Origin of the sequence: Sanguibacter keddieii DSM 10542 (genome assembly GCF_000024925.1) — a bacterium.
GTDB classification, from domain to species: Bacteria; Actinomycetota; Actinomycetes; order Actinomycetales; family Cellulomonadaceae; genus Sanguibacter; species Sanguibacter keddieii.
In genome coordinates, this window is record NC_013521.1 from 3,503,001 (window position 1) to 3,529,198 (window position 26,198).

At 72.4% G+C, this 26,198-nt stretch carries 20 protein-coding genes and 1 tRNA gene; 7 read left to right on the plus strand and 14 right to left on the minus strand.

Annotated features, from left to right (window positions below):
* Nucleotide 1 precedes the first annotated feature (1 nt).
* Both SKED_RS15465 and SKED_RS15470 read left to right on the plus strand, forming a co-directional pair.
* Nucleotides 2-1,675, plus strand: a complete 1,674-nt coding sequence (locus SKED_RS15465; protein ID WP_245534576.1) for a sensor histidine kinase — start codon at nt 2-4, stop codon at nt 1,673-1,675.
* A 111-nt stretch (nt 1,676-1,786) separates the two neighbouring features.
* Nucleotides 1,787-2,521 (plus strand): HD domain-containing protein, encoded by a 735-nt coding sequence (locus tag SKED_RS15470; protein WP_042438131.1) that lies wholly within the window; start codon nt 1,787-1,789, stop codon nt 2,519-2,521.
* A gap of 89 nt (nt 2,522-2,610) precedes the next feature.
* Here the strand turns inward: SKED_RS15470 and SKED_RS15475 are convergent, their stop codons facing one another.
* From SKED_RS15475 to SKED_RS20090, 6 genes are all read right to left on the minus strand, one after another.
* Nucleotides 2,611-4,401: a glycoside hydrolase family 13 protein gene (locus SKED_RS15475; protein WP_012868116.1), complete on the minus strand. Its 1,791-nt coding sequence runs from the start codon at nt 4,399-4,401 to the stop codon at nt 2,611-2,613.
* Complete coding sequence (locus SKED_RS15480) at nt 4,398-5,309, minus strand: carbohydrate ABC transporter permease (protein ID WP_012868117.1); 912 nt, start codon at nt 5,307-5,309, stop codon at nt 4,398-4,400. The genes SKED_RS15475 and SKED_RS15480 overlap by 4 nt, the downstream gene beginning before the upstream one ends.
* Nucleotides 5,309-6,250: a carbohydrate ABC transporter permease gene (locus SKED_RS15485; protein WP_012868118.1), complete on the minus strand. Its 942-nt coding sequence runs from the start codon at nt 6,248-6,250 to the stop codon at nt 5,309-5,311. Before SKED_RS15485 ends, SKED_RS15480 begins: the two co-directional genes overlap by 1 nt.
* 10 nt (nt 6,251-6,260) lie before the next feature.
* Nucleotides 6,261-7,637 (minus strand): ABC transporter substrate-binding protein, encoded by a 1,377-nt coding sequence (locus SKED_RS15490; protein WP_012868119.1) that lies wholly within the window; start codon nt 7,635-7,637, stop codon nt 6,261-6,263.
* Between the two features lie 43 nt (nt 7,638-7,680).
* Nucleotides 7,681-9,807, minus strand: a complete 2,127-nt coding sequence (locus SKED_RS15495) for an alpha-galactosidase (protein WP_042438134.1) — start codon at nt 9,805-9,807, stop codon at nt 7,681-7,683.
* A 153-nt stretch (nt 9,808-9,960) separates the two neighbouring features.
* Nucleotides 9,961-10,167 carry a hypothetical protein gene (locus tag SKED_RS20090; RefSeq protein WP_012868121.1) on the minus strand — a complete coding sequence of 69 codons (207 nt, stop codon included), beginning with the start codon at nt 10,165-10,167 and terminating at the stop codon, nt 9,961-9,963.
* A 17-nt stretch (nt 10,168-10,184) separates the two neighbouring features.
* Between SKED_RS20090 and SKED_RS15505 the strand changes: the two genes are divergently transcribed.
* Nucleotides 10,185-11,327 carry an ROK family transcriptional regulator gene (locus SKED_RS15505; RefSeq protein WP_012868122.1) on the plus strand — a complete coding sequence of 381 codons (1,143 nt, stop codon included), beginning with the start codon at nt 10,185-10,187 and terminating at the stop codon, nt 11,325-11,327.
* 299 nt (nt 11,328-11,626) lie between these two features.
* A complete protein-coding gene (locus tag SKED_RS15510) occupies nt 11,627-13,282 on the plus strand; it encodes an HNH endonuclease signature motif containing protein (protein WP_012868123.1) in 1,656 nt (551 codons plus the stop codon).
* Between the two features lie 266 nt (nt 13,283-13,548).
* Here SKED_RS15510 and groL read toward each other — a convergent pair whose 3' ends face one another.
* Nucleotides 13,549-15,183, minus strand: a complete 1,635-nt coding sequence (gene groL / locus SKED_RS15515) for a chaperonin GroEL (RefSeq protein WP_012868124.1) — start codon at nt 15,181-15,183, stop codon at nt 13,549-13,551.
* A 295-nt stretch (nt 15,184-15,478) separates the two neighbouring features.
* Here groL and SKED_RS15520 point away from each other — a divergent pair, with 295 nt between their 5' ends.
* Entirely contained in the window at nt 15,479-17,128 is a 1,650-nt protein-coding gene (locus SKED_RS15520) for a glycoside hydrolase family 15 protein (RefSeq protein WP_012868125.1), read from the plus strand.
* A 93-nt stretch (nt 17,129-17,221) separates the two neighbouring features.
* Here SKED_RS15520 and SKED_RS15525 read toward each other — a convergent pair whose 3' ends face one another.
* Genes SKED_RS15525 through SKED_RS15535 form a run of 3 tightly spaced genes read right to left on the minus strand, consistent with a single transcriptional unit; the run spans nt 17,222 to nt 19,798 of the window.
* Entirely contained in the window at nt 17,222-18,733 is a 1,512-nt protein-coding gene (locus tag SKED_RS15525; RefSeq protein ID WP_012868126.1) for a phytoene desaturase family protein, read from the minus strand.
* Between the two features lie 11 nt (nt 18,734-18,744).
* Nucleotides 18,745-19,365 (minus strand): LytR C-terminal domain-containing protein, encoded by a 621-nt coding sequence (locus SKED_RS15530; RefSeq protein ID WP_012868127.1) that lies wholly within the window; start codon nt 19,363-19,365, stop codon nt 18,745-18,747.
* Nucleotides 19,366-19,423: 58 nt separating this feature from the next.
* Nucleotides 19,424-19,798: a DUF3263 domain-containing protein gene (locus SKED_RS15535; RefSeq protein ID WP_012868128.1), complete on the minus strand. Its 375-nt coding sequence runs from the start codon at nt 19,796-19,798 to the stop codon at nt 19,424-19,426.
* A 235-nt stretch (nt 19,799-20,033) separates the two neighbouring features.
* Between SKED_RS15535 and SKED_RS15540 the strand changes: the two genes are divergently transcribed.
* A complete protein-coding gene (locus SKED_RS15540) occupies nt 20,034-20,813 on the plus strand; it encodes a uracil-DNA glycosylase (RefSeq protein ID WP_012868129.1) in 780 nt (259 codons plus the stop codon).
* A 77-nt stretch (nt 20,814-20,890) separates the two neighbouring features.
* Entirely contained in the window at nt 20,891-21,871 is a 981-nt protein-coding gene (locus SKED_RS15545; RefSeq protein WP_012868130.1) for an SGNH/GDSL hydrolase family protein, read from the plus strand.
* A 156-nt stretch (nt 21,872-22,027) separates the two neighbouring features.
* On the opposite strand, the gene SKED_RS15550 is transcribed toward SKED_RS15545, so the two are convergent.
* The 4 genes from SKED_RS15550 to SKED_RS20555 all read right to left on the minus strand — a co-directional run bounded on the left by SKED_RS15550 (nt 22,028) and on the right by SKED_RS20555 (nt 26,119).
* Nucleotides 22,028-22,858, minus strand: coding sequence for a thioredoxin domain-containing protein (locus tag SKED_RS15550; protein ID WP_012868131.1), 831 nt, complete (start codon nt 22,856-22,858; stop codon nt 22,028-22,030).
* Nucleotides 22,859-23,048: 190 nt separating this feature from the next.
* Nucleotides 23,049-23,121 (minus strand) — tRNA-Thr (locus SKED_RS15555).
* A gap of 160 nt (nt 23,122-23,281) precedes the next feature.
* Complete coding sequence (locus SKED_RS15560) at nt 23,282-24,115, minus strand: DsbA family protein (RefSeq protein ID WP_012868132.1); 834 nt, start codon at nt 24,113-24,115, stop codon at nt 23,282-23,284.
* 72 nt (nt 24,116-24,187) lie between these two features.
* On the minus strand, nt 24,188-26,119 hold the full coding sequence (locus tag SKED_RS20555; protein ID WP_012868133.1) for a serine/threonine-protein kinase: 1,932 nt from the start codon (nt 26,117-26,119) through the stop codon (nt 24,188-24,190).
* Nucleotides 26,120-26,198 lie beyond the last annotated feature (79 nt).

Here is a 26,198-nt window from a genome sequence, read left to right on the forward strand (position 1 = left end):
CGTGGCACAACCCCGCGACCACGGCGGGACAGAGGGCATGCCCCCTGTCCCGCCGCCCCCGGGCGACGCCGGCGGCGCGACGCCGGACGACACCGGTGGCACCGGGCCGGACAGCACCGGCTCCCCGTCTGACGAGCCCGCGAGCGCGAACCCCGGCAGCGCAGACCCCGACGCCGGAACGTACGTCGGCCCGGTGACCTCCCTGTGGGCGCGGACGCCGCTGCGGGTGCGCCTCATCAGCATCGTGACGATCATGCTGCTTACCGGTCTCGGCATCAGCATGATGCTCACCTCGACGGTGCTGTCGCGGTACCTCACGAACCAGCTGGACTCACAGCTCAGGGTGACGGTCGAGAACACCCAGGTGATCTCGCAGGCGATCGACCAGTTCCGGTCGAGCGGGCAGAGCTACCTGCCCAACGACTACTACATCCTCGCGTTCTTCGAGGAGGGCAGCAGCGTCACCTTCGTCAACTCCACGACGACGCAGAGGTACGGGGTCCCGGCGCTCACCGCCTACACCTTCGCCGGGAAGACGCAGCCCAGCACGGTCTTCACCATCAACTCGGTCGCCGTCGGCGACAACGGGGGCAGCAGCGACTGGCGTGCCGTCGGCTTCACGTACCCCGACGGCGGCGTCAAGGGCTACCTCGCCGTCCCCCTCGAACCGGTCGAGCACACGGTGTCCCAGATCCAGCGCATCCTGCTGGTCTCGACCCTCGTGCTGACCACCCTCGGCGGGGCGATCGGCTACGTGGCCATCCGCCGCTCGCTGCGCCCGCTGCACACCATCGAGCGCACGGCGGCGCGCATCGCCGACGGTGACCTGAGCCAGCGCGTCCCGCAGGCGCCGCGGACCACCGAGGTCGGCAGCCTCGCGCACTCCCTCAACTCGATGCTCGCGCAGATCGAGCAGTCCTTCGACGCGCAGGAGGCCTCCGAGGCACGCATGCGGCGCTTCGTGTCGGACGCGAGCCACGAGCTGCGCACCCCGCTCGCGACGGTGCGCGGGTACGGCGAGCTGTACCGCATGGGTGCGCTGACGACCCCCGAGGCGATGGACGACACCATGCGTCGTATCGAGGACTCGGCGACCCGCATGGGCACCCTGGTCAACGACCTGCTCGCGCTCGCCCGGCTCGACGAGGGCCGGGCGGTCCGGACGGACCCCGTGGACCTGCGGGTGCTGGCCCGGGACTCCGTCGACGACCTGCACGCCCTCGACCCGAGCCGCACGGTGCGCCTCACCGCGCTCGACGGGGTCTCGCCGGCACCGCCGGCCACCGTGGTCGGCGACGAGGACCGGCTGCGACAGGTGCTCACCAACCTCATCGGCAACGTCGCCCGGCACACCCCGGCCGGTACCGCGGCCGAGATCGCCCTGGGTCCCTCGGCCGACGGCCGGTCGGTGGTCCTCGAGGTCCGTGACCACGGCGAGGGCATCCCCGAGGACCAGGCGCACCGGGTCTTCGAGCGGTTCTACCGGGCCGACTCCTCGCGGAACAGGTCGTCGGGCGGCTCCGGTCTCGGGATGGCGATCGTCGCCGCGATCGTCGGTGCGCACCAGGGCACCGTGACCGTGGACCGCACCCCGGGCGGGGGCCTCACGGTCCGCGCCGAGCTGCCTGCCTCTCGTGCCGACGGCGTCGCCCCGGTGCCCGCTCCCCCGTCGTGACCTGCGACGGTGCGCCAGCGGCGCAGAACGGGGCTAGCATTGCCGGTCGTCCCCGCCTCCGGCACCCGGGACACCCGTAGCAGTCCCCCAGACTCGTCGAAAGTATGGTTCATGCTTCCTGGAAGCGCAGACGCACCCCAGTGGCTCATGACGTCGTGGATCCGCAGCTGCCTGGCAGCCGGGGCGACCGCGTCCCAGCCGGAGCTCCGCTCGACCGGGCTCGCGCTGCTCGACCGGTGGAGCGAGCCGACGCGGTTCTACCACACGGTCAAGCACCTCGCCGACGTCCTCTCGCGGGTCGACGAGCTCGCCGAGGAGACGCACGAGCCCGACCTCGTCCGGCTGGCCGCCTGGTACCACGGGGCCATCTTCAACGCCGAGGCCCGGGTCGCGTACGCGAGCCAGGGCGGTGAGGACGAGGTCGCGAGCGCGGCCCTCGCCCGCGCCGAGCTCGTCGACCTCGGGGTGAGCGAGAAGCACGCCACGCGCGTCGCGGACCTCGTCACCGCGATGGCCCGCCACAAGCCGGCCCCCGGCGACTTCGACTGCGCGGTCCTCTGCGACGCCGACATGGCGATCCTCGCGTCCGAGCCGCAGCGGTACTCCTGCTACGTCCGGGACATCCGCAAGGAGTACGAGCACATCCCGGTGGACGACTACCTCGCCGCGCGGCACCGCATCCTCACCAAGCTCGTCGACCGCAAGTCGCTCTTCGCGAGCCCGCTCGCCGCGTCCTGGGAGGACGCCGCACGGCAGAACCTGGCCGGTGAGCTCGCCCGGGTCGAGCGGGAGATCTCGAAGCGCGAGGCCGGTTGCGCCGCGGGGTCGGCACCGCAGGACTCCTGAGTCTCGGGTGCCCTGAGTCTCAGGCGCCCTGACTCTCGGGCGCTCCCCGGTCGACCCCGGCAGGGCCCACCGGGGAGCGCCCGAGCGGCTCACCTCAGGGTGGTCGTCCTCCGGTGCACCCGAACCTCCCACGGCGCGAGCGTCGTCGTCCGCGCGTCGCCCGGCACGTTCCCCAGCACCAGCTCCTCGTCCGCCCAGCCGTCGAGCAGCGGCACGTCGAGCGGCTCCGCGGAGACGTTCCCCACCACGAGCAGCTGGTCGCCCTCGCCCTCGCGGGTGAAGGCGTACAGCCGCGGGTGCTCGGCCTCGAGCATCGTGAAGCTCCCGAGCGCGACCGTGCTGTCGGTGTGCCGCAGGTCGATCAGGCGCTGGTAGAAGGCGAAGACCGAGCGCTCCGAGGCCCGGTCGGCCTCGACGTTCACCTCGACGGACCGCGGGCTGACCGGGATCCAGGGCACGCCCGTGGTGAAGCCTGCGGTCGGGCTGGCGTCCCACTGGACGGGGGTCCGGGCGTTGTCGCGGCTCATGGCGCGCAGCCCGGCGAGGACCTCCTCCTCGGGCCGGCCGAGCTCGTCGACGTTCTCCCGGTAGTAGTTGACCGACTCGATGTCGCGGAAGTCGTCGATCCCGGTGAACGGCACGTTGGTCATGCCGATCTCCTCGCCCTGGTAGATGTACGGCGTGCCCCGGTGCAGGTGCAGCAGCGCCGCCCAGAGGGTCGCCGACTCGTAGCGGAAGGCGCCGTCGTCGCCGAACCGCGACACGAGCCGGGGCTGGTCGTGGTTGTCGAGGTACAGGCTGTTCCAGCCGACGTCCGCGAGCCCTTCCTGCCAGCGGCCGAGGGACCGCTTGAGGGCGACGAGGTCGAGCGGTCGGGGGTCGAACTTGTCGGCCCCCTGGTCGAGGGACACGTGCTCGAACTGGAACACCATGTCGAGCTCACGACGCGCAGGGTCGGTGACCAGTCGCGCCTCCTCGACGGTGATCCCCGGCATCTCGCCCACGGTGATGAGGTCGGAGTCCCGGCCAGCGAAGACGGCCTCGTGCATCTCGTGGAGGAACTCGTGCAGGCGCGGTCCCGTCTGGAACCCGATCCCGGACGCCTCCGCTCCCCCGTCGACCTGCTCGAGACGCTTGGACACGAGGTTGATGACGTCCATGCGGAAGCCGTCGACCCCACGGTCCAGCCACCGGTTCATCATCGCGTAGACGGCCTGCCGGACCTCGGGGTTCTCCCAGTTGAGGTCGGGCTGCTGCGGCGCGAAGAGGTGCAGGTAGAACTGGCCGGTCGGCTCGTCGAAGGTCCACGCCGGCCCGCTGAAGGCGGAGCGCCAGTCGTTGGGCTCGACGGGCCGCGGCTCCTCGGCGGGCTCGACGGGCACCGCGGGCTCGACGGGCAGCGCGGACTCCGTGACGGTGCGTGCGTCGCGCCACCAGTACCAGTCGCGCTTCGGGCTGGTCAGGGACGACCGCGACTCCTGGAACCAGGGGTGCTGGTCGCTCGTGTGGTTGACCACCAGGTCCATGACGAGCTTCATGCCCCGGGCGTGCACCTCGGCGAGCAGCGCGTCGAAGTCCTCGAGGGTGCCGAAGAGCGGGTCGATGCCCTCGTAGTCGGAGATGTCGTACCCGTTGTCGTGCTGCGGCGAGGGGTAGACCGGCGACAGCCAGATCACGTCGACCCCGAGGTCGGCGAGGTGGTCGAGCCGGGACAGGATCCCGCCGAGGTCGCCGACGCCGTCGCCGTCCGAGTCGGCGAAGCTGCGCGGGTACACCTGGTAGACGACGGCCCGGGTCCACCAGGCCGGCGGGGCGGCCCCCGGGCCTGACGTGCCTGTGCCGGCGGCGGGTCCCTGTGCCTGGGGTGTCAGACGTGTCATTTGATCGAGCCTCTCATGACGCCGGAGATCACCCAGCGCTGTGCGAACAGGTAGACGAGCAGCAGCGGCGCCATCGCCATGAGGTACGACGCGAAGGCGGCGGTGTAGTTGGTGTTGAACTGGCCCTGGAACACGTAGTTGGCCAGCGGGAGCGTCTGCGCCGCGGGGTCGGAGAGCACCACGAGCGGCAGGAGGAAGTCGTTCCACGCCCACACGCAGGTGAGGATGCCGACGGTCGCGAGCATCGGTGAGAGCAGCGGGAACACGATCTTGGTGAACACGGTCCATGTCGAGGCACCGTCGAGCAGGGCCGCCTCCTCGAGCTCGACCGGGATCGAGCGGATGAAGGCCGTGAAGAACAGGGTGTTCGTCGAGAGCCCGAACACCGTGTAGAGCAGGATCAGGCCGGCCTGGTTGTCGAGCCCGAGCAGCGAGGTCTGCTTCACCACGGGGAGCATGATGATGGGGAACGGCACGAAGATCGCCGAGACCAGGTAGAAGAAGATCCCCTTGAACAGCCTGCGGTGCATGTTGCGGGCGATCGCGTAGGCGACCATCGCGTTGGTCGCGAGGGTCAGCAGCACCGCACCGACGGTGATGAGCGCGGTGTTCATGAGCGCCCGCGGGAAGTTGGTGAGGTTCCACGCGTCGGCGAAGTTCTGCAGGTGGATCGACGTGGGGAGCCCGAAGCCGGAGCCGCCGAGCTGGTCCGGGGTCTTGAGGGCGGTGACGACCGTGAAGTAGAGCGGGACGAGGACCGTGAGCGCGCAGACGGCGAGCAGGGCGGTGAGCCACCAGTTGACCCGGCGGCCCTCCTCGTCGCGGCCTCCGCGGCGGCGGCGTCGGACGGGTGGGCGCTCGCTCGCGGCGGGCGGGACGGACTCTGGGGTGAGGGTTGGTGCAGTCATCAGAACGACGCCTCCCGACGCTGGAGCACTCGCAGCTGGAACACGGAGATGAGGACGATCACGACGAGGAAGATCACCGCGTTGGCCGTCTGGTAGGCGTACTCGCCGCCCTGGAAACCACCGCGGTAGATGAGCAGGGACACCGACTGCGTCGACGTCCCGGGCCCACCGGCCGTGAGCGCCATGATGTGGTCGAAGACCTGCAGGAAGTTCTTGAGCGACAGGACCATGTTGATGGTGAAGAACGGCCCGATGAGCGGGAAGGTGATGGACCTGAACGTCCGCCACACGCTGGCGCCGTCGAGCGAGGCGGCCTCGTAGAGCTCGCCCGGGATCGTCTGGAGCCCGGCGAGGTAGATGATGATGTTGAAGGCCGCCGCCTGCCAGACCGCGAGGATCACGATGCCCACCCACGCGAGGTCCGGGTTCGCCAGGATCGACGTGGACAGGGCGTCGATGCCGAGCCCCGAGGCGATCTCCGGGAGCGAGTTCGAGAACAGGTAGTTGAACACGTAGCCGATGACGAGGATCGACAGGATGTTCGGGATGAAGAAGATCCCGCGCAGGCCGGTCTTGAACTTGATCCGCGAGTTGAGGCCGAGGGCGATCGCGAGCGAGATGACGTTCACGAGGATCGTCGACACGAGCGCGAAGCCGAAGGTGAAGGCGTAGGCGTTGAGGACCTGGTCGTCCTTGAAGAGGTTGACGTAGTTGGCGAACCAGGTGAAGTCCCACTCGCCGTAGCCGGCGTAGTTGGTCATCGAGAAGAAGATCCCGTTGAGCACCGGGATGGTGTGCAGGACGAAGAACAGCAGGACTGCGGGGAGCACCATCCAGTAGAAGGTCCGGGAGACCCGGCTCGTGCCGGGTCGGCGTCGCGCTGCCGCCCGGGGGTTCGTGGCGCGCGGTGCGCGCGCCGGGGCTGTCGAGGACGTGGTCATGGTCGGTCCCTCATCGCTGGTTGGAGCGGGCTGCGACCTTGCGCCACTCGCTGTCGAGGTTGGTGAGGAAGGCGTCGACGTCGCTGTCGATGATCAGCTGCTGCAGCATCGGCTGGAGCGGGACGGCCGCGGGGATCTGGTGGTCCAGGTACCCGATGATCCGGCCCTCCTCGACGTAGTCGTTGAGCCCTGCGAGGTACGGGTTGGTCGAGGGCGGTGCGTCGACGAGCGGGGAGAAGGTCGACTGGGCGGTGCCGTAGGTCTCGACGTTCTCGGGTCGCATCATGTAGTCGACGAACTTCTCGACCTCGGCGCGGTGCGGGGTGTCCCGCCCCATGGCGAGCACGACGTCGACGCCGGTCACCAGGACGGTGTCGGCCGGGTCGTCGGTCGCGGGGTACGGGAAGGTCCCGAGGTCGAGGTCCGGGTTGTTCTCGAGGATGGGCGCGATGGCATAGGTGCCCTGGAGGTACATGGCGGACTCGCCGTCGGCGAAGGCCTTGTTCCCCGCGTTGTAGTCCCGGCTGTCACGGTTCGGCTGGTTGTAGGAGAAGAGCGTCACGAGCTTCTCCGTCGCCTCCCGGTAGTCGGCCGAGAACGACGGGTCGGTGCCCGGGCCGGCGTCGGCGCCGAGCGCGCGGAGGTCGTCGAAGAACCCGTCGGGCTGGAGCGCGCCGCCGAGGTTGTTGAAGGAGGGCAGCACCGTCCACTGGTCCTTGAGGGTCCCGTAGAACGGGGTGACCCCGGCCGCCTGGAAGGTGTCGGCGGCGGCGATGAGCTCGTCCCAGGTCTGCGGCACCTCGACGTCGTGCTCGGCGAAGATCGTCTTGTTGTAGATGATGCTCGACGCGGCGAGCGCGAAGGGCACCCCGCTGATCTCGTCGCCGTTCTGGCCGAGGTCGGTGACGATCTTCACCGGGGCATCGGCGACCGTCTCCATCACCGGGAGGTCGGCCACGTCGGCGAAGACCCCGGCCCGGGCGAGCTCACCGAAGGTCGCACCCGCGTTGAGCGTCATGACGTCGGGCACCTTGTTCTTGACGAGCAGGGTGCGCAGGGCGGTGTCGGCGTTGGGCACGTGGTTCTGCACGACCTCGATGCCCGGGTTCTCCGCCTCGAAGCCGGCGATGATGTCGTCGAACTGCGCGACGGCCTCGGGCTTGAACTGGAAGAAGTTCAGCGTGACGGTGCCGTCGTCGGCCCCGCTGCAACCGGCGGCGGCGAGCGCCACGAGCGCGGCGGCGGTCCCCGCTGCCACGGTGCGGGCCCAGGGCCGTCGTCGGCCCGGCGCGGTGCTCGTCGTGCTCGTGGTGCTCGTCGTGCGCTGGGTGATCCGAGTGCTCACCGGGTCCAGCGGCACCGGGGTCGGGTGGTGGTCGTGCGGCATGCTGCGCCTCCTTGCGCGTGCGGCCGGTCAGCAGGTGCTGACGTCAGCCGATGACTGTCGCCTCGAGGAGCACGAGCTCCTCGGGGTAGAGCACGGGGGCCTGGATGCCGGTCGTGCCGAGGGCACGTCCGGTGGACCGGGCGCCGTCGGACGCCCAGCGGAGGGGCGACTGGCCCGGTCCGGCGAGGGCCGCGGTGGGTGCGGCGAGCCGCACCCGGTAGCTGGCGTCGGGGTCGAGGCCGGGCAGGTGGACCCGTCCGGCCGGGTAGGTGAGGCTCGTGGCGGTCTGGGTGTAGGCGTAGAGCGCGCGGGAACGGTCCTGCGCGACGACGCCGCGCAGGTCGGCCGTCGCGACGGGCAGGTCGGCGTGCACGACGCGTCCCGTGTGCAGGAGGTCGCGTGCCTGCTTGTGGGCCTCGACCCACCGGCCGAGCGCGGCGAGCTGGTCGTCGTCGACGGTGGTGAGGTCCCACTCGATCCCGAGGTGCCCGAAGAACGCGACCCCGGCGCGCAGGTCGAGGTCGTGGGTGCGGTGCGTCGAGTGGGACCGCGGGCCGCCGACGTGCGCGCCGAGGAGCTCGGGCGGGACGAGGAGCCCGGTGTACCGCTGGTTGTCGAGGCGCTCGAGGGGGTCGATGCAGTCGCTCGTCCAGACGCGGTCGGTGCGCTCGAGGATGCCGAGGTCGACGCGGGCCCCACCCGAGGCGCAGGACTCGATCTCGAGCGCGGGGTGGCGCGCGTGCAGCTCGTCGAGGAGCCGGTAGAGCGCGAGGGTGTGCTCGTGGACGGTCGCGCGACCGGTGCGGGCGTCGCCGGCGCTGGTCAGCTCGCGGTTGTGGTCCCACTTGAGGTAGCTGATGGGGTGCTCGACGAGGAGCGCGTCGAGGCTCTCGAAGACGTGGGCGTAGGCGTCGGGGTCGGCGAGGTTGAGGACGTGCTGCTGACGCCCTTCGACGGGCAGGCGGCCACCCGGCTGGAGGATCCAGCCCGGGTGGGCGCGGGCGAGGTCCGAGTCGAGGTTGACCATCTCGGGCTCGACCCAGAGCCCGAACTCCATCCCGAGGCCGGTGACGGTCTCCACGAGCGGCGTGAGCCCATGGGGCCAGACGGCGGGGTCGACGGTCCAGTCGCCGAGGCCTGCGGTGTCGTCGCGCCGGCCGAGGAACCAGCCGTCGTCGAGGACGAAGCGCTCGACCCCGACCGCGGCGGCTCGCTCGGCGAGGGCCGTGAGGGTGGCGAGGTCGTGGTCGAAGTACACGGCCTCCCAGGTGTTGAGGGTGACCGGGCGCGGGCGCTGCGGGTGCCGCGGACGGCTGCGGAGCTCGGTGTGGAAGCGCGCCGAGAGCTCGGTGAGGCCGTCGCCCCAGGACCCGAGCACCCACGGGGTGGAGTAGGTGGCGCCCGGGGCGAGGTCGACCTCGCCCGGGGCGAGCAGCTCTCCTGCGGTGAGCGCCGACTCGGCCGTCACCGTGCGCTCCGCGGCCAGGCGGTGGTTGCCGCTCCAGGCGACGTGCACGGCGTGCACCTGGCCCCGCTCGAAGCCGAACCCAGGGGTGCCTGCGGCGAGGAGCAGCGTGGCGTCCGCGCCGGGGCGGCCCTTGCGGCTCTCGCGGAGGTGGGTGCCGACGGTGAGGGCCCGCCGCTGCGGGCTGCGCTCGCGCAGGTGCCGGCCCGTGGTGTCCATGATCTCGGTGGCTTGCGCCGGGAGGGGGAAGGTCGCGGCGAGCGCGAGCAGCGAGTAGTCGTCCGGACCGGTGTTGGTGAGCGAGAGCCGCTGCCGGACGAGCCCGGCGTCGGAGACCTCGAGCTCGACGACGAGGGTGAGGGCGCCGTGGTCGTCGACCGCCGTGATCGTCGCGGTGCTCGGCCCGTGCTCGACCGTGGAGAGGGCGAAGGACGGGGAGAAGACGCGCCCGCTGCGATGCCCCTCGAGCCCCGGGGTGCCGAGCCACCCGGCGGCGTCGAGCGGGAGGAGCGTGAGACGGGCCGGGACGTCGAGGCCGCCCGAGACACGCTGCGGCTCGGCGGCGAGGGCGAGCCCGTCGAGGTCCGCCTGGGCGGCGTCGCCCAGGTCGTGCCCCCAGTGGACGATCGTCGGGAGGCCCGGGGTGGTCGGGTCGATGACCAGGCTGGTGCCTCCGTTGCGGAGGTGGATCACGCGTCGTTGCATGGGTTACTTTCTAGACGGAAGCAACCGGTGGTGTCAAGGGGTGTGGGTGGGTGGCCTTGGATTGATCGACTGGCGCGTTGGTGGCATATCGTCGGCGTTGCTGTGGGACACAGACGCGCAACACCGTCGCAGTTAGTACACTCGCAGAAGTTATTACGTCGTCCAGAGCCGTCCTGGGCCGGTGCCGGGTAGGTTGACTCGCGGGCACGAGCAGCGGGTACGGACGACGACGCGGACGTCGACGGCGATGTCGACGGCCGTGCGGACGTCGTCCGTGACCAGCACCAGCACCAGCACCAGCGCCAGCGCCAGCACCAGCACCAGCACCAGCACCAGCACCAGCACCAGCACCAGCACCATGACGAGGGGACCATCAGATGAGCGAGGCTGGGCACGGGGGCTCACCCGTCACCGACTCGGCGCGCGACCTCGCCCGCGAGGTCCTCGTCCACGGGCCGATCAGCCGCACCGAGCTGTCACGCCGCCTGGGCCTGTCCCCCGCGAGCCTCACCCGACTCAGCCGGACGTTCCTCGACAGCGGGATCCTCGTCGAGGGGCCCGAGGTGTCCGACGGAGCGGTCGGCCGCCCGGTCAAGCCGCTCGACGTCCGGGTCGACGCACGACGGTTCGTCGGCATCAAGCTCACCGGCGAGGCGGCGCTCGGCGTCAGCACCGACCTGCGCGCCGACCAGACCGGGTCCGCGTCGTCCGACCTCGCGTCGACCACGCTCGACGGGGTCCTCGACGCGATCGAGCGGGTCGTCGGGGCCCTCGGCGGCCCGGCGGGCTTCGACGGGATCGGCGTGAGCCTCGGCGGGAACGTGTCGGACGGCGTCGTGGACCGCGCACCGTTCCTCGGGTGGCGCGACGTCGACCTGCGCAGCGCGCTCGTCGACCGCCTCGGGATCCCGACGACCGTCGAGAACGACGTCGTCGCGCTCACCGCCGCCGAGCACTGGTTCGGGGCGGGGCGCGGCTCGACCGACTTCGCCGTGCTGACCATCGGCGCCGGTGTCGGCTACGGGCTCGTGGTCAACGACCACGTGGTCCGCACGGCCGACGTCGGGTTCGGCCTGCTCGGGCACTTCCCGCTCGACCCGACCGGCCCGCTGTGCATGGACGGCCACCGAGGGTGCTCGACGGCGATGCTCACCACCGGGAGCATGTGCGCCCAGGTGTCCGTCGCACTGGCTCGGCAGGTCACCTACGACGAGGTGCTGCTCCTCGCCGCGCAGGACCACCCGGTGGCCCGCGAGGTCGTGGGGAGCGCCGTGCGGTCCCTCGGTCGGCTCATCGCCGCCATCACCAACATCGCCCTGGTGAGCACCGTGGTGCTCGCCGGCGAGGGTGTCGGCCTCGTCGAGGGCCGCGCCGCCGAGCTCGAGGCCGCGATCGCGGCCGACCGCGACCCCGACGGCGGCCCCGTGCGGCTGGTGGTCGACGACAGTGGGTTCGTCCCCTGGGCGCGGGGCGCGGCGGCCGTCGCCATCCAGAGCAGCTTCGGGGTGCTCGGTACCTGACGGCTGGCACGGCGCGTCGGGTCACCGCGCGACGGCGGGCGTCGGCGGGCGTCGGCGAGCGTCGGTCCGCGGAGGACGGCTGTATGCGGCGGGCGCCGATGTGCGGTGGGCGTCGGCCTGCGGTGGGCGTCGGTCCGCGGCGGGCGCCGATGTGCGGTTCATGCCGGTCAGCGGCGCACGTCGGTCCGCGGCGGAGGTCGGGGGCGGAAGTCGGGGTCGGCGGGCGGGGCCGGTTGATAACGATCCGCGTGAGAAGTCGGCTTGCGCCGGATGTCGGTGGGTATCAGTAGGCTTCGAACATGAGTTCGAGGCAGCGGGACCACAGCGACGGTGCGTCGTCGACCACGCACCGGTGGTCGGCTGCGCGCCGGTGGTCGGCTGCGCGGGACGAGGTCCTGGGCGAGCTGCTCGACGAGGTCGTCCGTGCCGACCGTGCGATCGCCGCCGCACAGGCCCGGCGTCTGCGTGCGGTCGAGGCTGCGCGGGAGTGGGCTGCCGGGTCGCTCGCCCACCTGGCCCCGGGCGCCCCGACCGCCGACCTCGGGGACCCTCGCGCTCGCGCCGAGCTGCGCGTCGCCCGGGACCTCGCCGACCGCGCCCTCGTGTCTGAGGTCGGCTGCGCGCTGAGGACGCCGGAGATCACCGCACGAGGGATCGTCGAGCATGCCCGGACGCTCGTCCACGACCTCCCGACCACTCTCGGGGCGCTCGAGCGCGGCGACGTCACCGTGCGGCACACGGAGGTCGTCGTCGAGCACACCGTAGCCCTGGACGGTCCCGACCGGGCGGCCCTCGAGGCTCGCCTGCTCGAGAGGGCGACGATGTCGACGGTCTCCGACCTGCGCAGGTTCGCCCGCCGTGAGCGCGAGAGGACGCACCCCCGACCGCTGCAGGAGCGCCACCGCGAGAAGCTCCTAGACCGTCAGGTCCAGGTCGAGCCCGCGCGCGACGGGATGATGTGGCTCCACCAGTACCTCCCGGCGACCCAGGCCACCGCGATCTTCAACCGCCTCACCGACATCTCGGTGGCCCTCCAGGGCCCCGACGAGCCCCGTACCCTGGCACAGCTGCGGGCCGACGCCTTCACCGCGCTGATGCTCGACGACACGTGCGCCGTGGAGGCCCCGACGGTCACGGCACCCGCATCCATGGCAGGCGCAGCAGGAGCTCCTCCCGTCGAACCACGAGGCGACCGGGCGTCGGGTGCTCGGCCGGAAGACCCCTGGGGGCGCGGCGTACCGGCAGGGCAGTCCCTCCGCGGCGTCGTCCCGACGGTCGCGGTCACCGTCCCTGTGCTGACACTGCTGGGTCACGGTGACGAGCCGGGGCACCTGGAGGGCTACGGCCCTGTCGACCCGGCCACCGCGCGCGAGCTCGCCGCGCGCGCCCCCTCCTTCGCACGCGTGCTCACGCACCCCGAGACCGGCGTCGTGCTGTCCGTGGGCCGCGACCGGTACGCCGTCCCCGCAGACCTCAAGACCTGGCTGCGGCTGCGTGACGAGACGTGCCGGTTCCCGGGATGCGCCCGCCGGGCGCAGCGGTGCGACATCGACCACCTGGTGCCGTGGCACCGCGGCGGCACGACCGACCACGAGAACCTCGTCCACCTCTGCCGCCACCACCACCGCCTCAAGCACGAGACAGGGTGGACGGTCGAGAGAGTCGTCGCCCACCCACCGACGGGGCCCGACCGAGCGGCCCCGGACGACACGCCGGTCTCCGCCCAGGTCACCGGGCACGCCACCGCGCCGGTCTCCGTGCAGGGTCCAGCTCAGGTCTCCGCTCCTGGCGGCGCGCGGGGCACCTCCCACGAGGCGGACCTCCGGTGGACCTCCCCGGCCGGACGCGTCTACGACGCACGCCCGGCCCTCGCGCTCCCCGCGACACCTCCCGGGCACCCGGCGCGCGACCCCGCTGCCGCGGTCCCTGCCTTCCCGGAGCTCCCACCCTTCTGAGGCGCACGTCGTCGATCCGCACAGCAGCGTGCGGGTCTCGTCGGCGCGCGGCCGTCACCTGCAGCCCACCCGCGGTACCCGCGCATGACCGACCTCCGCCCCCTCTGACCACGCGTCTCCAACCCGCCCAGCACCACCACGCGGGTCCCCTCGGCGACTTCTCCTCCAGACGCAGCAGCGGCCCCCACCTCGAGAGGTGGGGGCCGCTGTCGTGCGAGCAGGCGTGCGGTGCACGCTCACCCAGGTGCTGCTGGGTCAGGCGTGGATCAGAAGTCCATGCCGCCCATGCCGCCGTCGCCGCCCGGCATGGCCGGAGCCTTCTCGGGCTTGTCGGCCACGACTGCCTCGGTGGTGAGGAACAGCGCCGCGATCGAGGCAGCGTTCTGCAGAGCAGAGCGCGTCACCTTGACCGGGTCGTTGACACCAGCCGCGAGCAGGTCCTCGTACACGCCGGTCGCGGCGTTGAGGCCCTGGCCGGAGGGGAGGTTGCGGACCTTCTCGGCCACGACTCCACCCTCGAGCCCGGCGTTGATCGCGATCTGCTTGAGCGGAGCGTCGATCGAGGCGCGGACGATGTTCGCACCGGTCGCCTCGTCACCCTCGAGGGCGACGAGAGCGGCAGTCTCGAACGCGACCTTGCCAGCCTGGATGAGAGCGACGCCACCACCGGCGACGATGCCCTCTTCGACGGCTGCCTTGGCGTTGCGCACGGCGTCCTCGATGCGGTGCTTGCGCTCCTTGAGCTCGACCTCCGTGGCGGCGCCGGCCTTGATGACCGCGACACCACCGGCGAGCTTCGCGAGGCGCTCCTGGAGCTTCTCGCGGTCGTAGTCGGAGTCCGACTTCTCGATCTCGGAACGGATCTGCTTGACGCGACCGGCGATCTGGTCGACGTCGCCGGAGCCCTCGACGATGGTCGTCTCGTCCTTCGTGACGACGACCTTGCGGGCCTGGCCGAGCAGGTCGAGCGTGGCGGTCTCGAGCTTGAGGCCGACAGTCTCGGAGATGACCTGGCCACCGGTGAGGATCGCGATGTCCTGGAGGATGGCCTTGCGGCGGTCGCCGAAGCCCGGAGCCTTGACGGCGACGGACTTGAAGGTGCCACGGATCTTGTTGAGCACGAGGGTCGCAAGAGCCTCGCCCTCGACGTCCTCGGCGATGATGAGCAGCGAGCGACCGGCCTTCATGACCTGGTCGAGCAGCGGCAGGAGGTCCTTGACGTTCGAGATCTTCGACTCGACGATCAGGACGTACGGGTCCTCGAGGACCGCTTCCTGACGCTCGGCATCGGTCTCGAAGTAGCGGGCGAGGAAGCCCTTGTCGAAGCGCATGCCCTCGGTGAGCTCGAGCTCGAGGCCGAAGGTGTTCGACTCCTCGACGGTGATGACACCTTCCTTGCCGACCTTGTCGAGCGCCTCGGCGATGAGCTCGCCGATCGCGCTGTCACCGGCCGAGATGGCAGCGGTGGCCGCGATCTCTTCCTTGGTCTCGATGTCCTTCGCGGCGACGAGGAGCTGCTCGATGACAGCCTCGACGGCCTTCTCGATGCCGCGCTTGAGCGCGATCGGGTTCGAGCCGGCTGCGACGTTGCGCAGGCCCTCGCGCACGAGCGCCTGGGCGAGGACGGTGGCGGTGGTGGTTCCGTCGCCAGCGACGTCGTCGGTCTTCTTGGCGACCTCCTTGACGAGCTCGGCACCGATGCGCTCGAACGGGTCCTCGAGGTCGATCTCCTTGGCGATGCTCACACCATCGTTAGTGATGGTGGGCGCGCCCCACTTCTTGTCGAGGACGACGTTGCGACCCTTGGGGCCGAGCGTGACCTTCACGGTGTCGGCGAGGACGTTGAGTCCACGCTCCATGCCGCGACGGGCCTCCTCGTTGAAGGCAATGATCTTTGCCATTGGGGTGTGATCCTCCGCTGGTGGCGTGTGGTGGCCGGACGATGCCCGCGACGGACGACCTCGGGCTGCGGCGTTCATGTCACGCCGTAGCCTCAGGGCCTCATCGAGCGACCGATGCTTCTGTCACTCTCCTAGCGAGAGTGCTAACGCCATTATTGGCACTCTCCCCCCGAGAGTGCAAGGGCGGACGGGCCCGCCGCAGGCCCTCCCGGTACGCCGGTGGCGGAACCTGCCGCCGCGACGACGACCGCTGCCACGATCCCGGTCCCGCGCGCGGTCGTTAGAGTGGTGCGCGATGCCAGCGAACCCCGCCGATGCCTCGACCGCCCGGACGCCCGAGCCCCGCGACGTCACCCGACCGGCCGCACCCGGCGAGGACACCGACCGGCCCGAGCCCTGCGGGCCCTCGACCTCGCAGCCGGCAGCGGTGCTCGAGCCTGACGGTCCCGACCGCACGCCCGACGGCCCTGCCCGCACGCCTGACGGTCCCGTCCGGAGACCTCCCCGCGCGGCCGCCGCCGTCATCGTGCTCGTCGTGGTCCTCTCGCTCACCGGCACCGGTCGAGCCCTCGACCTCTGGCCCTTCAGCACGCCAGACGCCGACGTCCCCCTCTCCTCCGCCGGCATCTCGGTCGCACCGGACGGCACCCGCACCCCGGTCCCGCCCGGGGCAGACGTGCAGTTCCTCCCCGGCAGCCGCGTCGCGGTCCTCGACCCCGACGACGCGACCCCGGAGCAGCTCGACGCCGCCCAGGAGTCCCGCGACTGGCTGGCGTCAGGCACGGTCCCCGGCACGGGCACCCGCTACGAGGACATGGCCGTGTCGGCGCTGCTCGACATCCGGGCCCTCACCCTCGACGACGGCGCGGTCGTCGCCGGGTGGTCGCCCAACTGGCGCTACGCCTGGCCGCGTGACAACGCCTTCGTCGCCCTCGCGCTCGCCCGCACCGGGCACGTCGACGAGGCGCTCCGCGTGCTCGACTTCCTCCAGCGGGTCCAGGCGCCCGACGGGTCGTTCCAGGCCCGGTACCTGCCCGACGGGTCGGGTCCGCCCGACGACCGTGGTGTCCAGACCGACGCGACCGGCTGGACGCTCTGGGCTGCCGCCTCCGTGCTCGCCGAGATCGACGACCCGACGGACCGCCGCGCCGCAGCCCTCGACCTGCAGCCCCTCGTCGACCGCAGCGTCGAGCACGTCCTCGCGCTCACCGACGACGGCACTCGCCTGCCACCGCCCTCCCCCGACTACTGGGAGGTGCGGACGAGCCAGCAGACCCTGGGGACCAGCGCCCCGCTCCTCATGGCGCTCACCGCCGCCCCGGTCGCCCTGCAGGCCCTCGACTCCCCCGCCCGCGCCGAGGAGGTCGCCGCCGTCGCCCAGACCTTCGACACCCTCGTGCACGAGGAGTTCTCGCCCGGCTACGGCCGGTTCCTCGGCGGGTCCAGCGTCGACACCGCCGTCGCGTTCCTCCTCCCACCGTTCCTCCCGGCCCCCGCCGACGGCGTCCCCCGCGGCGTCCTCGACGCGTGGGCCGCAGCGCCCGCGCAGATGGGACGCCCGGGCGGCGGCCTCGCGCCGGGGACCAGCTGGAAGCGAGACGGGATCTCGTGGACGCCCACCACGAGCGTCTTCGCCCTCGCCTCGGCCGGGCTCGCGTCCGCAGGGATCGACGACGTCGACGGCGCCGAGCGCTGGCTCTCCTGGCTCGACGACCACCGCACGACCCTCGGGTCCATCCCCGAGAAGGTGCTCGCCGACGGCGCTCCCGCACAGCTCGCGCCCCTCGGGTGGTCCAGCGCGAACGTCCTGCTCGCGCTGGTGCTGCTCGACGAGACGACAGGCTCGGACGAGGAAGGTGCGACGGTGCCGGACGAGAGCGACGAGAGCGACCAGGGGGACGAGGGACACGAGCGGGACGAGGGCGACGAGGGACACGAGGGCTGACCGGCGGCGCTCCCAGGTCTTATCAGACCCTCTCGGCGTCGGCTGCTCAGCCTCTCTCGGTGTCGTCTGCTCAACCCTGCCGGCGAGGTCTTCTCAGCCCCTCCCGATGCCCGTGCGCTGTCCGGCGGTGGGCCCGAGATCAGGCATCTCCCGTCGCCCGAACCGGTCCCGCAGCACCTGGCGTGCGGCGAACCACCCGGCCATGCCGTGCACGCCCGGACCGGGCGGCGTCGACGACGAGCACAGGTACACCCCGTCAGCACCGGTCGACCAGGGGGACGGTCGTAGCGACGGGCGGGCGACCATCTGCCACATCGTCACCGCACCCGCGGCGATGTCCCCACCGACGTAGTTCTCGTCGTGCTCCGACATCTGGGAGGCCGGGGTCGACCGCGACGACACGACGACGTCGCGGAAGCCCGGCGCGAAACGCTCGAGCTGCGCGGTCACCGCCTCGGTGGGGTCCACGGTCGACCCTGCCGGGACGTGGGCGTAGGTCCACAGCGGCCGCAGGCCGCCGACCTCACGGTCCGGGTCGACGACCACCGGGTCGCTCACGAGCACGAGCGGGTGCTCGGCGTGCCGTCCCGCCGCGACGGCCTTCTCGGCCTCGACCAGCTGCGCCCTGCTGCCGCCGAGGTGCACGGTGCCGGCCTGGCCGACCTCGGCGTTCGCCCAGGGCACCGGACCGTCGAGCACGAAGTCGACCTTCGCCGCCGCGTCGCCGTAGCGGAACCTGCGCAGCGCCCTGTCAGCGCGCTGCGGCAGGTGGCTGCCGAGGATCTCGGCAGCCGCCAGCGGAGAGGTGTCGAAGACGTAGGCGCGCGCCGGCGGGAGGTCGGCGGTCGAGCCCACCCGGACCCCGGTCCGCACCTGGCCGCCGTGCGCCTCCAGGTCGTCGAGCAGAGCGCGGGTGATCGCACCCGACCCACCCCGGGGCAGCGGCCACCCGTGGGAGTGCGCGAGCGAGGCGAGCATGAGGGCCGTCCCGGCCGCGGCGAGGGTCGGCAGCGGCGTGATCGAGTGCGCGGCCACCCCGGTGAGGAGCGCGGGCGCCACGTCTCCCTCGAAGCGGCGGTCCCACAGCCTCGTCCCCTGCTCGATCACCCCGAGGCCGAACCGGGCCGTCGTCAGCAGCCCCGAGACGCTCTTCCACGCCTCCGGCGGGATGCTGCGACGGTCGCCGAGCCCCGCACCCAGGAGCGCGTCCGGGTCTGCGGCCAGCCGCCCGACGAGGTCGAGCCAGGCCTGGCCGTCGACGCCCAGCCCCGCCGCGGTCCGGGCGGCGTCCCGGTAGGCGAGGCCCGCGCGGCCTCCGTCGAGCGGGTGCGCGAACTGCACCGGCGGCTCGACGAGCTCGACACCGCGCGCCGCGAGGTCGAAGGACCTGAAGAACGGCGACGCGGCCGCCATCGGGTGGACCGCCGAGCAGACGTCGTGGACCAGCCCGGTCTCCGACCCGGGGAGCGGGAGCGTCCGGGCTCCCCCGCCGGCCTCCGGCTGGGCCTCGAGGACCAGCACGCCCAGGCCGGCGCGGGCGAGGGTGACCGCGGCGGCGAGGCCGTTGGGCCCCGAGCCGACGACCACCACGTCGTGCCCGCTCATGTCACCAGCCCTCAGGACCCGGCGAGGATCACCGAGAGCGGGCCGCGCAGCTCAGGCACGAGCGTCACCTGCTCGGCAGGGATCTCGAGGACCGCTGCGACGGCGAGCGCCTCGTCGGCGAGGTCCTCGGTCTGGTACCAGACGACCGTCGCGTTGAGCGGCTCGCCCGTGTAGTTGTCGGCCGACACGTCGCTCCAGCCGGACGCCGTGAGCGCGTCCGCAGCGGTGGCGGCGACACCCGACCGGCCGGTGCCGTTGAGCACGCGGACGGCGACCGCCGTGTCGACGACCGGGGCCTCTGGAGCAGGCTCCTCCGGAGCGGGCTCCTCGACCGGCGCCTCGCCCTCGACAGGGGCCTCACCCTCGACGGGCGCCTCACCCTCCTCGGTGCCGGGGTCACCCTCTCCCTCGCCCGCGTCGGCCGAGGCGCTCGGCGACGTCACCGCCTCGAGCGGCGAACCCGGGGTGCGGGCCATGACGTAGACGGCGGTGACGGCGAGCGCCGCGCACAGCACGACGACGACGACGAAGGGCGCGATCTTGCTCCAGGCCGACCGCGGCGTCCGGTGGACGCCGGCGGGCAGGCCGAGCTCGTCGATCTGGTCGAACTCGTCTTCGGGGTACTTGCTCACCGAGCAAGGCTAACCGAGGCCGGTGGCGACGTCCGGCAGGCAGACGTGCAGGTCCTGGTCAGACCTGGCTGCGGCGCTGCGTCCGCTCGCGCTGGCGCGACGCCCGCATCCGCCGGAGCCGCTTGACGAGCATCGGCTCGGCCGCGAGCGCCGCGGGCGAGTCGATGAGGGTGTTGAGCACCTGGTAGTACTGCGTGGCCGACAGCCCGAAGAGCTCACGGACGGCCTGCTCCTTGGCCCCGGCGTACTTCCACCACTGCTTCTCGAAGTCGAGGACCGCGGCGTCACGCTCGGTCAGGCCGGGGTGCGTGGGCTGCTCGTCGGTGGTGGGCTCTGCGCCGGCGGTGGAGGGCTGCTCGGAGCCAGGGCTCGTGACGGCAGCGCCGGTCGCGCCGTCCGTCGTCTCGTCGATGTCGGGTACTGCTTCGATCATCGGTCCGCTCCTCGCCCTGTCGGTCTCGCCCCGCAGCAGGTCTCGCCCCGCAGCCTGTCGCGCTCTGCGGTCTGCCTCGCTCTGCGCGGTCTCTCTACGCTCTGCGCCGCCACCGATCGTACGCGCGAATGACATGGCTGTCATTCACCCGGGCGGCCCCGAGACCGACCGGGGAGCCGGCCCTCGGCGAGGTCTGGGTGGCGAGGCGACGCCCTGGGATGACAGGCTCGAACCCATGGCCCACGACCCGCACGACGGCGCGCACCACGACACCGACCACGACACCCACCACGGCGAGACCGCGGCCCTCAGCCCCTCCGCGCACCGGCGCAGCCTGCTCGACGACGTGGCCCCGGACTGGGCCCTCGCCCTTCGCCCCGTCGCCGAGGTCGTCGACCGCCTCGACGACGAGCTCCTCGCGAGTGCGGCGCCCGGCGACGTCCTCCCGGCCCGCGAGGACGTCATGCGGGCCTTCCGTGAGCCTCTCGCCGACGTCAAGGTGCTCGTGGTCGGGCAGGACCCCTACCCCACCCCCGGCCACGCCATGGGGCTGTCCTTCTCCGTCCAGCCGCACGTCCGCCCACTCCCACGGTCGCTGGCCAACATCGTCACCGAGCTCCACGACGACCTGGGGCTGCCGGCCCCCGCGACCGGCGACCTCTCCCCGTGGTCGCGTCAGGGCGTCATGCTCTGCAACCGGGTGCTCACCGTCGCCGCCGGCGACGCGGGGTCGCACCGCCGTCGGGGCTGGGAGCAGGTGACCGACCGTGCCATCCAGGCGCTCGTCGAGCGCGGCGGTCCGCTCGTCGCCGTCCTCTGGGGACGAGACGCGGCCACGCTCCGGCCCGCCCTCGGCGACGTGCCCGTCGTGGAGTCGGCGCACCCCAGCCCGCTGTCAGCACGCCGCGGGTTCTTCGGCTCGCACCCGTTCTCGGCGGTCAACGACCTCCTCGTCGCGCAGGGAGCCAGCCCCGTCGACTGGTCGCTGCCCGCCTCGGACGACGCGCTCTTCTGAGGAGCGGCAGGAGCGCCGGCGCGCTCCACGGAGACAGGCAGGAGCGCCAGCGCACCCCGCGGGTACAAGATGGACACGTGACTCACGACGACACTCACGACGACACCGCAACCGAGCACGGCGCTCCCCAGGACGCCAGCATCTCGACCACCACCCCGGCGCCGAGCACCCCGGACGGGGCACCCGGACCGTCCGAGAGGTCCCAGCACTCTGGAGGCAGCTCGACCTCCCAGAGTGCACAGCCCTCCGAGGGCTCCGAGCACCTGCCCGCGCCCGGGCCGTGGGCGAGCTACGTCGCGATCGGCGACTCCTTCACCGAGGGGCTCTGGGACCGGGAGCCGGGCGAGGCCGACCAGTGCCGTGGCTGGGCCGACCTGCTCGCCCGGTCCCTGTCCCACCGCCGGATCGACGCCGGCAAGGACCCGCTGCTCTACGCCAACCTCGCCATCCGTGGCAAGCAGCTGCGCTCCATCCTCGACGACCAGCTGCCCGTGGCACTCGGCATGGCACCCGACCTCGTGAGCATCGTCGGCGGGGGCAACGACATCCTGCGCCCCTCGGTCGACATCGACCGGCTGGCACGGAGCATCGAGGACGCCGTCGTCCAGGCCCGGGCCACCGGGGCGGACGTGCTGCTCAGCACCGGCTTCGACGCGTCGACGAGCCCGCTCGTCGGCATGACGCGCGGGCGCGCCGGGATCCTCAACTCCCACCTCTGGTCGATCGCCCACCGGCACGGCGCCTACGTCGTCGACCTCTGGGGCATGCGCTCGCTCCACGACTGGCGCATGTGGGCCGACGACCGCATCCACCTCACCACCGACGGTCACCGCAGGGTGAGCCAGGCCGCCCTCGTCGGGCTCGGACAGGCCGTCGACGACGCCGGCTGGGACGACCCGCTCACCCCGCTGCCCCCGGTGCCCCGCGTCGAGTGGGTCCGCGAGAACGCCCACTGGCTGCGGGAGCACGTCGGGCCGTGGGCCTCACGGCGGCTGCGCCGCCAGTCCTCGGGCGACAGCCGCAGCGCCAAGTACCCCGAGCTGGTGCCGGTGGTCTGAGCAGGGGTGGTCTGAGCAGAGCTGGGCTGGAGACGCAGGAGGACCCCGCGCTCGTCCCAGTGGTCTGAGGAGAGCTGGTCAGGAGACGCAGGAGGACCCCGACCATCGGTCGGGGTCCTCCTGGCTCGCAGCCGACGACGTCCGTCAGCGCGGGGGTCAGCCCTTGGCGGCCTGGATCTCCGCGGTGAGGTTGCCGGGGACGGTCCAGTTCGAGGTGATCGGTGCGCCGTCGATGAGGATCGTCGGGGTGCCGAAGCTGCCCTGAGCGTTCTTGAGGTCCGGGTCCGCGAGCGCGACCTGCGTCTTGGCCTGGACGAACTGCTTGAAGGTGAGGTCGGGGATCTGCGCCGCGACGTCGGTCGGGACGCCGACGCTCTCGGCGATCGACACGAGCTGGTCGTCGGTCAGGCCCGCGGTGTTCTCGGTGGGCTGCTGGGCGAAGAGCGCCTCGTTGAAGGCGAGCGCCTGCTCGGGGGCACGGTCCGCGATGAAGGCGAAGGCCTGGGCCGAGCGGGTGGAGTACGCCGACCCCTGCGACACGCGGTCGAGGATCGAGATCGCGTGGACGGTGAGCGTGATGTCGCCCGCCTCGCGCAGCTCGTCGAGGGCCTGCTGGTTCGTGTCCTCGAACTGACCGCAGATGGGGCACATGTAGTCGAGGTACACGTCGACGTTCACCGCGTCGTCACCCGACGTGGTGCCGGCGACGCCGTCGACGCCGAAGGTCACGCCACCCTCGGCGTTCGCGGTCGCGGGCTGCTCGACGTCCGCGGGGATCGACTGGGCGCCCGCGAAGTCGTCCTCCTGGGACTGGAGGATGAAGAACGCGACGAGGCCCACGACGATGAGCCCGGCGACGACCGAGGCCAGGATCGTGATGCGGGTGCGCTTCTCGCGTCGCAGCTGCTCCTGCTGGAGCTTGAGCGCCTGGGCGCGCGCAGCTTCGCGGCGGTCGGCCTTGGGCGACTGCGGGGGCTTGGTGACCATGAGTTTCGGAACCATTCGTCAGATGAGGGTCGGCGTGAGGAGAGTACGGCGCGATCCTGGACAGATGCTGGATACGCGGGAGGTGTGGGCACGACGCTACCGGAGGCGGGCGGGGCGCTGGGGGCGGCGCGGGCCGGGGGGCGGGTGAGACCGCGGGGCGCCGGCAGGCGAGACTGCCGGGCAAGGACGGAGCCGCCTGTCGGGTTCGAACCGACGACCTTCCGCTTACAAGGCGGATGCTCTACCAGCTGAGCTAAGGCGGCACGCGCGGGCGCACCCGTGCGGTGCGACACTCTACCCGGTCGTCTGCGGAGGCTGAACCCGAGGGCTCGCACCCTGGATCCCCGAGACGTCGTCGCCCCGTCGAGAAGACGTCGCCTCGTCAGAGCGCGGCCACCGCCTCGTCAGGACGCCGCCGCCTCGTCAGGAGGCCGCTGCCGCCTCCACCGCCGCGCGCAGCGCACCGGGGGCGCTCCAGTCTCCGGCGAACACGGTGCCGTCCACGAGGACCGTCGGCGTCGTGAAGCGTCCCTGGTCGTCGAGGAGGTCCGGGTCGCCGAACGCGACCTGCGTGAGCGCCCCGACGAAGTCGCGGTACCGCTGGTCCGAGATGCCGTCGGCGACGGTCGCCGGGACGCCGGCCTCCTCGGCGATCTGCTCGAGCCGGGCGTCGTCCGGCGCGGGCTCGCCCTCGACGGGCTGGTGGTCGAACAGCGCGACCTGGAAGTCGTAGGCGGCCTCCGGCGCCTCCTCCGCGACGTAGGAGAACGCCGCGGCAGCCCGGGTCGAGTAGCTCGACCCGTCGGACCGGCCGTCGAGGAAGCTGATGGTGTGCAGCACGACGGTCGCCGTGCCGTCCGCGCGCAGCGCCTCGAGGTCCGCGCCGTTGACGTCCTCGAACGCACCGCACCCGGGGCAGAGGAAGTCCACGTAGAGGTCGACCCGCACGGCGTCGTCGCCCGAGGTCGACCCGGCCTCGCCGGACGCCCCGAAGCTGATGCCGCCGTGGTCGTCGGACACCGACGGCACGTCGATGCCGTCGGGCAGCTGCGAGATGCCCTCGACCTCGGAGCCGCCGCGGCTCAGCACGAACCACACCACGGCACCCACGAGCAGCACGGCGGCGAGCACCGCGGCACCGACGGCGGTGCGGGTCCGTCGCCGGCGTCGCGCCTGCTCTGCTGTGGTCTGCTCGGCCTGGGCGCGCGCTGCGGCGCGACGGTCGGCCGGCGACCGTGGGGGGTGTGTGGTGACCATGCCTGGGGCTCTCGGACGCTGCTGGGGGACGGGGGGTCTCGCAGACCGCTGGGGCTGCGGGCTCTGCCGAGACTACCGATCGAATCTGGGCGGCGGCTGAAGGGGCGACCACTCGACGACGCGCCCGTCGAGCACCGCCCCCAGGAACAGCCAGGAGGCCAGCGCGGCGAGCAGCACGAGGACGAGCGTGCCGACCCATCCGGGGGCCACCACGTTGAGCGCGACGCGGGCGCCGTGCCGGGCGAGCGACGTCACCGGCCCGAACCACAGGAGCACCGCTGTGAGGAACGCGGCGACACCGAGCACGATCGCGTAGACCCACGGCTCGTTCCCGCCGTCGGGCGCCGTCCCTCCGCCTGAGCCGTTCGACCCGATGACCAGCCGGTCGGTCTGCAGCAGCCACCACACGGGGCCGCACAGCACGACGACGGCGCTCGCCGCGACGAGCAGGGACGGGATCGTGGTGAGCAGCGCTCGCACCACGTGCCACGGCCCGCGGAGCACCGCCTGGACACCGTCAGAACCACGGACACCACGTTGCGCACGCCGTCCGTGCAGGCTCGAGTGGCTGATCCCGACGACGCGGCACAGCACCACCGCGACGAGGAGCGCGACGAGCGTGCGGCCCGGGAAGGTCGCGCCGGCGATGACGAAGGGCACCGCGAGCGCCAGCACCGCGAGGGTGCGGTGCGGCACCGGCGGCGGCACGTAGCCGCGCTCACCACCCTGCTGGTAGCCGGGGAGGACGGGGTCGAAGCCGGCCGGTGGGCCGGGCTGGTAGGGCTGCTCGCCGGGACCGGGCTGGTCGTAGCGCCCCTGCTGGTCGTACGCGCCTGGCTGGCTGTGCGGGCCAGCGTGGCCCGGCCCGTAGGACGGTGGCATCTGCTGGGGCTGCTGCCGGTCGGGCGACTGGTAGGCGGGCATGACGGAGGTCCCCGTCCCGGCGCCGCCGGCCGCTCCCCACGCTGCGACCTGCGTGCCGTCCTCCTGCGGGGAGGCCGGGTAACCGTGGTCGGACCCGCGGCCGTACCCGGAGTGGTCGGGACCGACGACCTCCGTGCCCTGCGGGGCGTCCTTCACGAGGCTCGTCGCGCCGGGGTGCGCGGCCGCGGCGGCGGCCGCTCCCGCTGCTGCGGTCCCTGCGGCGAGCGAGCCGTAGCCGCCCAGGCCCGACCAGCTGGTGCCGGGGACGTCGCCGCGGTCGGCGGCCACCCGCAGCGCCTCGACGACGCGCTCGGCCGACCAGCGCCGTGACGGGTTGGCGTCGAGGGCGCCGCGCAGCGCGGCGGTGGTGACGGGTCCGAGCCCGGCGGTGTCGGGGTCGCCCGAGTGGGCGCGGGCGATCACCGCGTCGAGGGGGCGGACGCCGAAGGGCGCCCGGCCGGTCGCCGCGTACACGAGCATGGCCGCCCAGCCCCACCAGTCGCTCGCGGGCGACGGGTCGCCGCGGTCGATGAGCTCGGGCGCCAGGTACCCCGGCGTCCCCATGACGAACCCGACCGAGGTCATGCGGGCGTCCTCGAGGCCGTGCGCGATGCCGAAGTCGATGAGGACAGGGCCCTCGGGGCTGATGAGCACGTTGCTCGGCTTGAGGTCGCGGTGGATCACACCGGCGCCGTGGACCGCGACGAGCGCGTCGGCCAGCTGGTCGGCGAGCTCGTAGAGGTCGGTCGGCCCGAGCGGGCCGCCGTCGGCGATCTCGGCCTCGAGGGTCGGCCCGTCGACGAGCTCGGTGACGATGAACATCTCGGAGGCGTCGGGCTCGGCGTCGAGCAGGTGCGCGACCGCCGGGTGGTCGACGCGCCGCAGCGCCGCGATCTCCCGGCCCAGCCGGGCGCGCATGTCTGCGTCGGCCGCGACGTGCGCGTGGAGGACCTTGAAGGCGACGACGTTGCCGTCGCCGTCCACGGCGCGGTACACCGCGCCCATCGCGCCCGCCCCGAGGGGCGACACGATCCGGTACCCGCCGACCTCTGTGCCGGGCTCTAGTCCGATCCGCTCCATCGGGCTACCGTACGCTGGAGAGGAGCCTCACACGGGCTCATCCAGCACCGCGCGCACAGTGTCTATACCCTTGGACCAC

Coding starts and splice junctions, on each gene's coding strand:
- SKED_RS15485 (WP_012868118.1), bottom strand. CDS start 6,250: ATGACCACGTCCTCGACAGCCCCGGCGCGCGCACCGCGCGCCACGAAC.
- SKED_RS15495 (WP_042438134.1), bottom strand. CDS start 9,807: ATGCAACGACGCGTGATCCACCTCCGCAACGGAGGCACCAGCCTGGTC.
- SKED_RS15550 (WP_012868131.1), bottom strand. CDS start 22,858: ATGGTCACCAAGCCCCCGCAGTCGCCCAAGGCCGACCGCCGCGAAGCT.
- SKED_RS15510 (WP_012868123.1), top strand. CDS start 11,627: ATGAGTTCGAGGCAGCGGGACCACAGCGACGGTGCGTCGTCGACCACG.
- SKED_RS15535 (WP_012868128.1), bottom strand. CDS start 19,798: ATGATCGAAGCAGTACCCGACATCGACGAGACGACGGACGGCGCGACC.
- SKED_RS15525 (WP_012868126.1), bottom strand. CDS start 18,733: ATGAGCGGGCACGACGTGGTGGTCGTCGGCTCGGGGCCCAACGGCCTC.
- SKED_RS15560 (WP_012868132.1), bottom strand. CDS start 24,115: ATGGTCACCACACACCCCCCACGGTCGCCGGCCGACCGTCGCGCCGCA.
- SKED_RS15480 (WP_012868117.1), bottom strand. CDS start 5,309: ATGACTGCACCAACCCTCACCCCAGAGTCCGTCCCGCCCGCCGCGAGC.
- SKED_RS15490 (WP_012868119.1), bottom strand. CDS start 7,637: ATGCCGCACGACCACCACCCGACCCCGGTGCCGCTGGACCCGGTGAGC.
- SKED_RS20090 (WP_012868121.1), bottom strand. CDS start 10,167: ATGGTGCTGGTGCTGGTGCTGGTGCTGGTGCTGGTGCTGGTGCTGGTG.
- SKED_RS15520 (WP_012868125.1), top strand. CDS start 15,479: ATGCCAGCGAACCCCGCCGATGCCTCGACCGCCCGGACGCCCGAGCCC.
- SKED_RS20555 (WP_012868133.1), bottom strand. CDS start 26,119: ATGGAGCGGATCGGACTAGAGCCCGGCACAGAGGTCGGCGGGTACCGG.
- SKED_RS15505 (WP_012868122.1), top strand. CDS start 10,185: ATGAGCGAGGCTGGGCACGGGGGCTCACCCGTCACCGACTCGGCGCGC.
- SKED_RS15470 (WP_042438131.1), top strand. CDS start 1,787: ATGCTTCCTGGAAGCGCAGACGCACCCCAGTGGCTCATGACGTCGTGG.
- SKED_RS15475 (WP_012868116.1), bottom strand. CDS start 4,401: ATGACACGTCTGACACCCCAGGCACAGGGACCCGCCGCCGGCACAGGC.
- groL (WP_012868124.1), bottom strand. CDS start 15,183: ATGGCAAAGATCATTGCCTTCAACGAGGAGGCCCGTCGCGGCATGGAG.
- SKED_RS15540 (WP_012868129.1), top strand. CDS start 20,034: ATGGCCCACGACCCGCACGACGGCGCGCACCACGACACCGACCACGAC.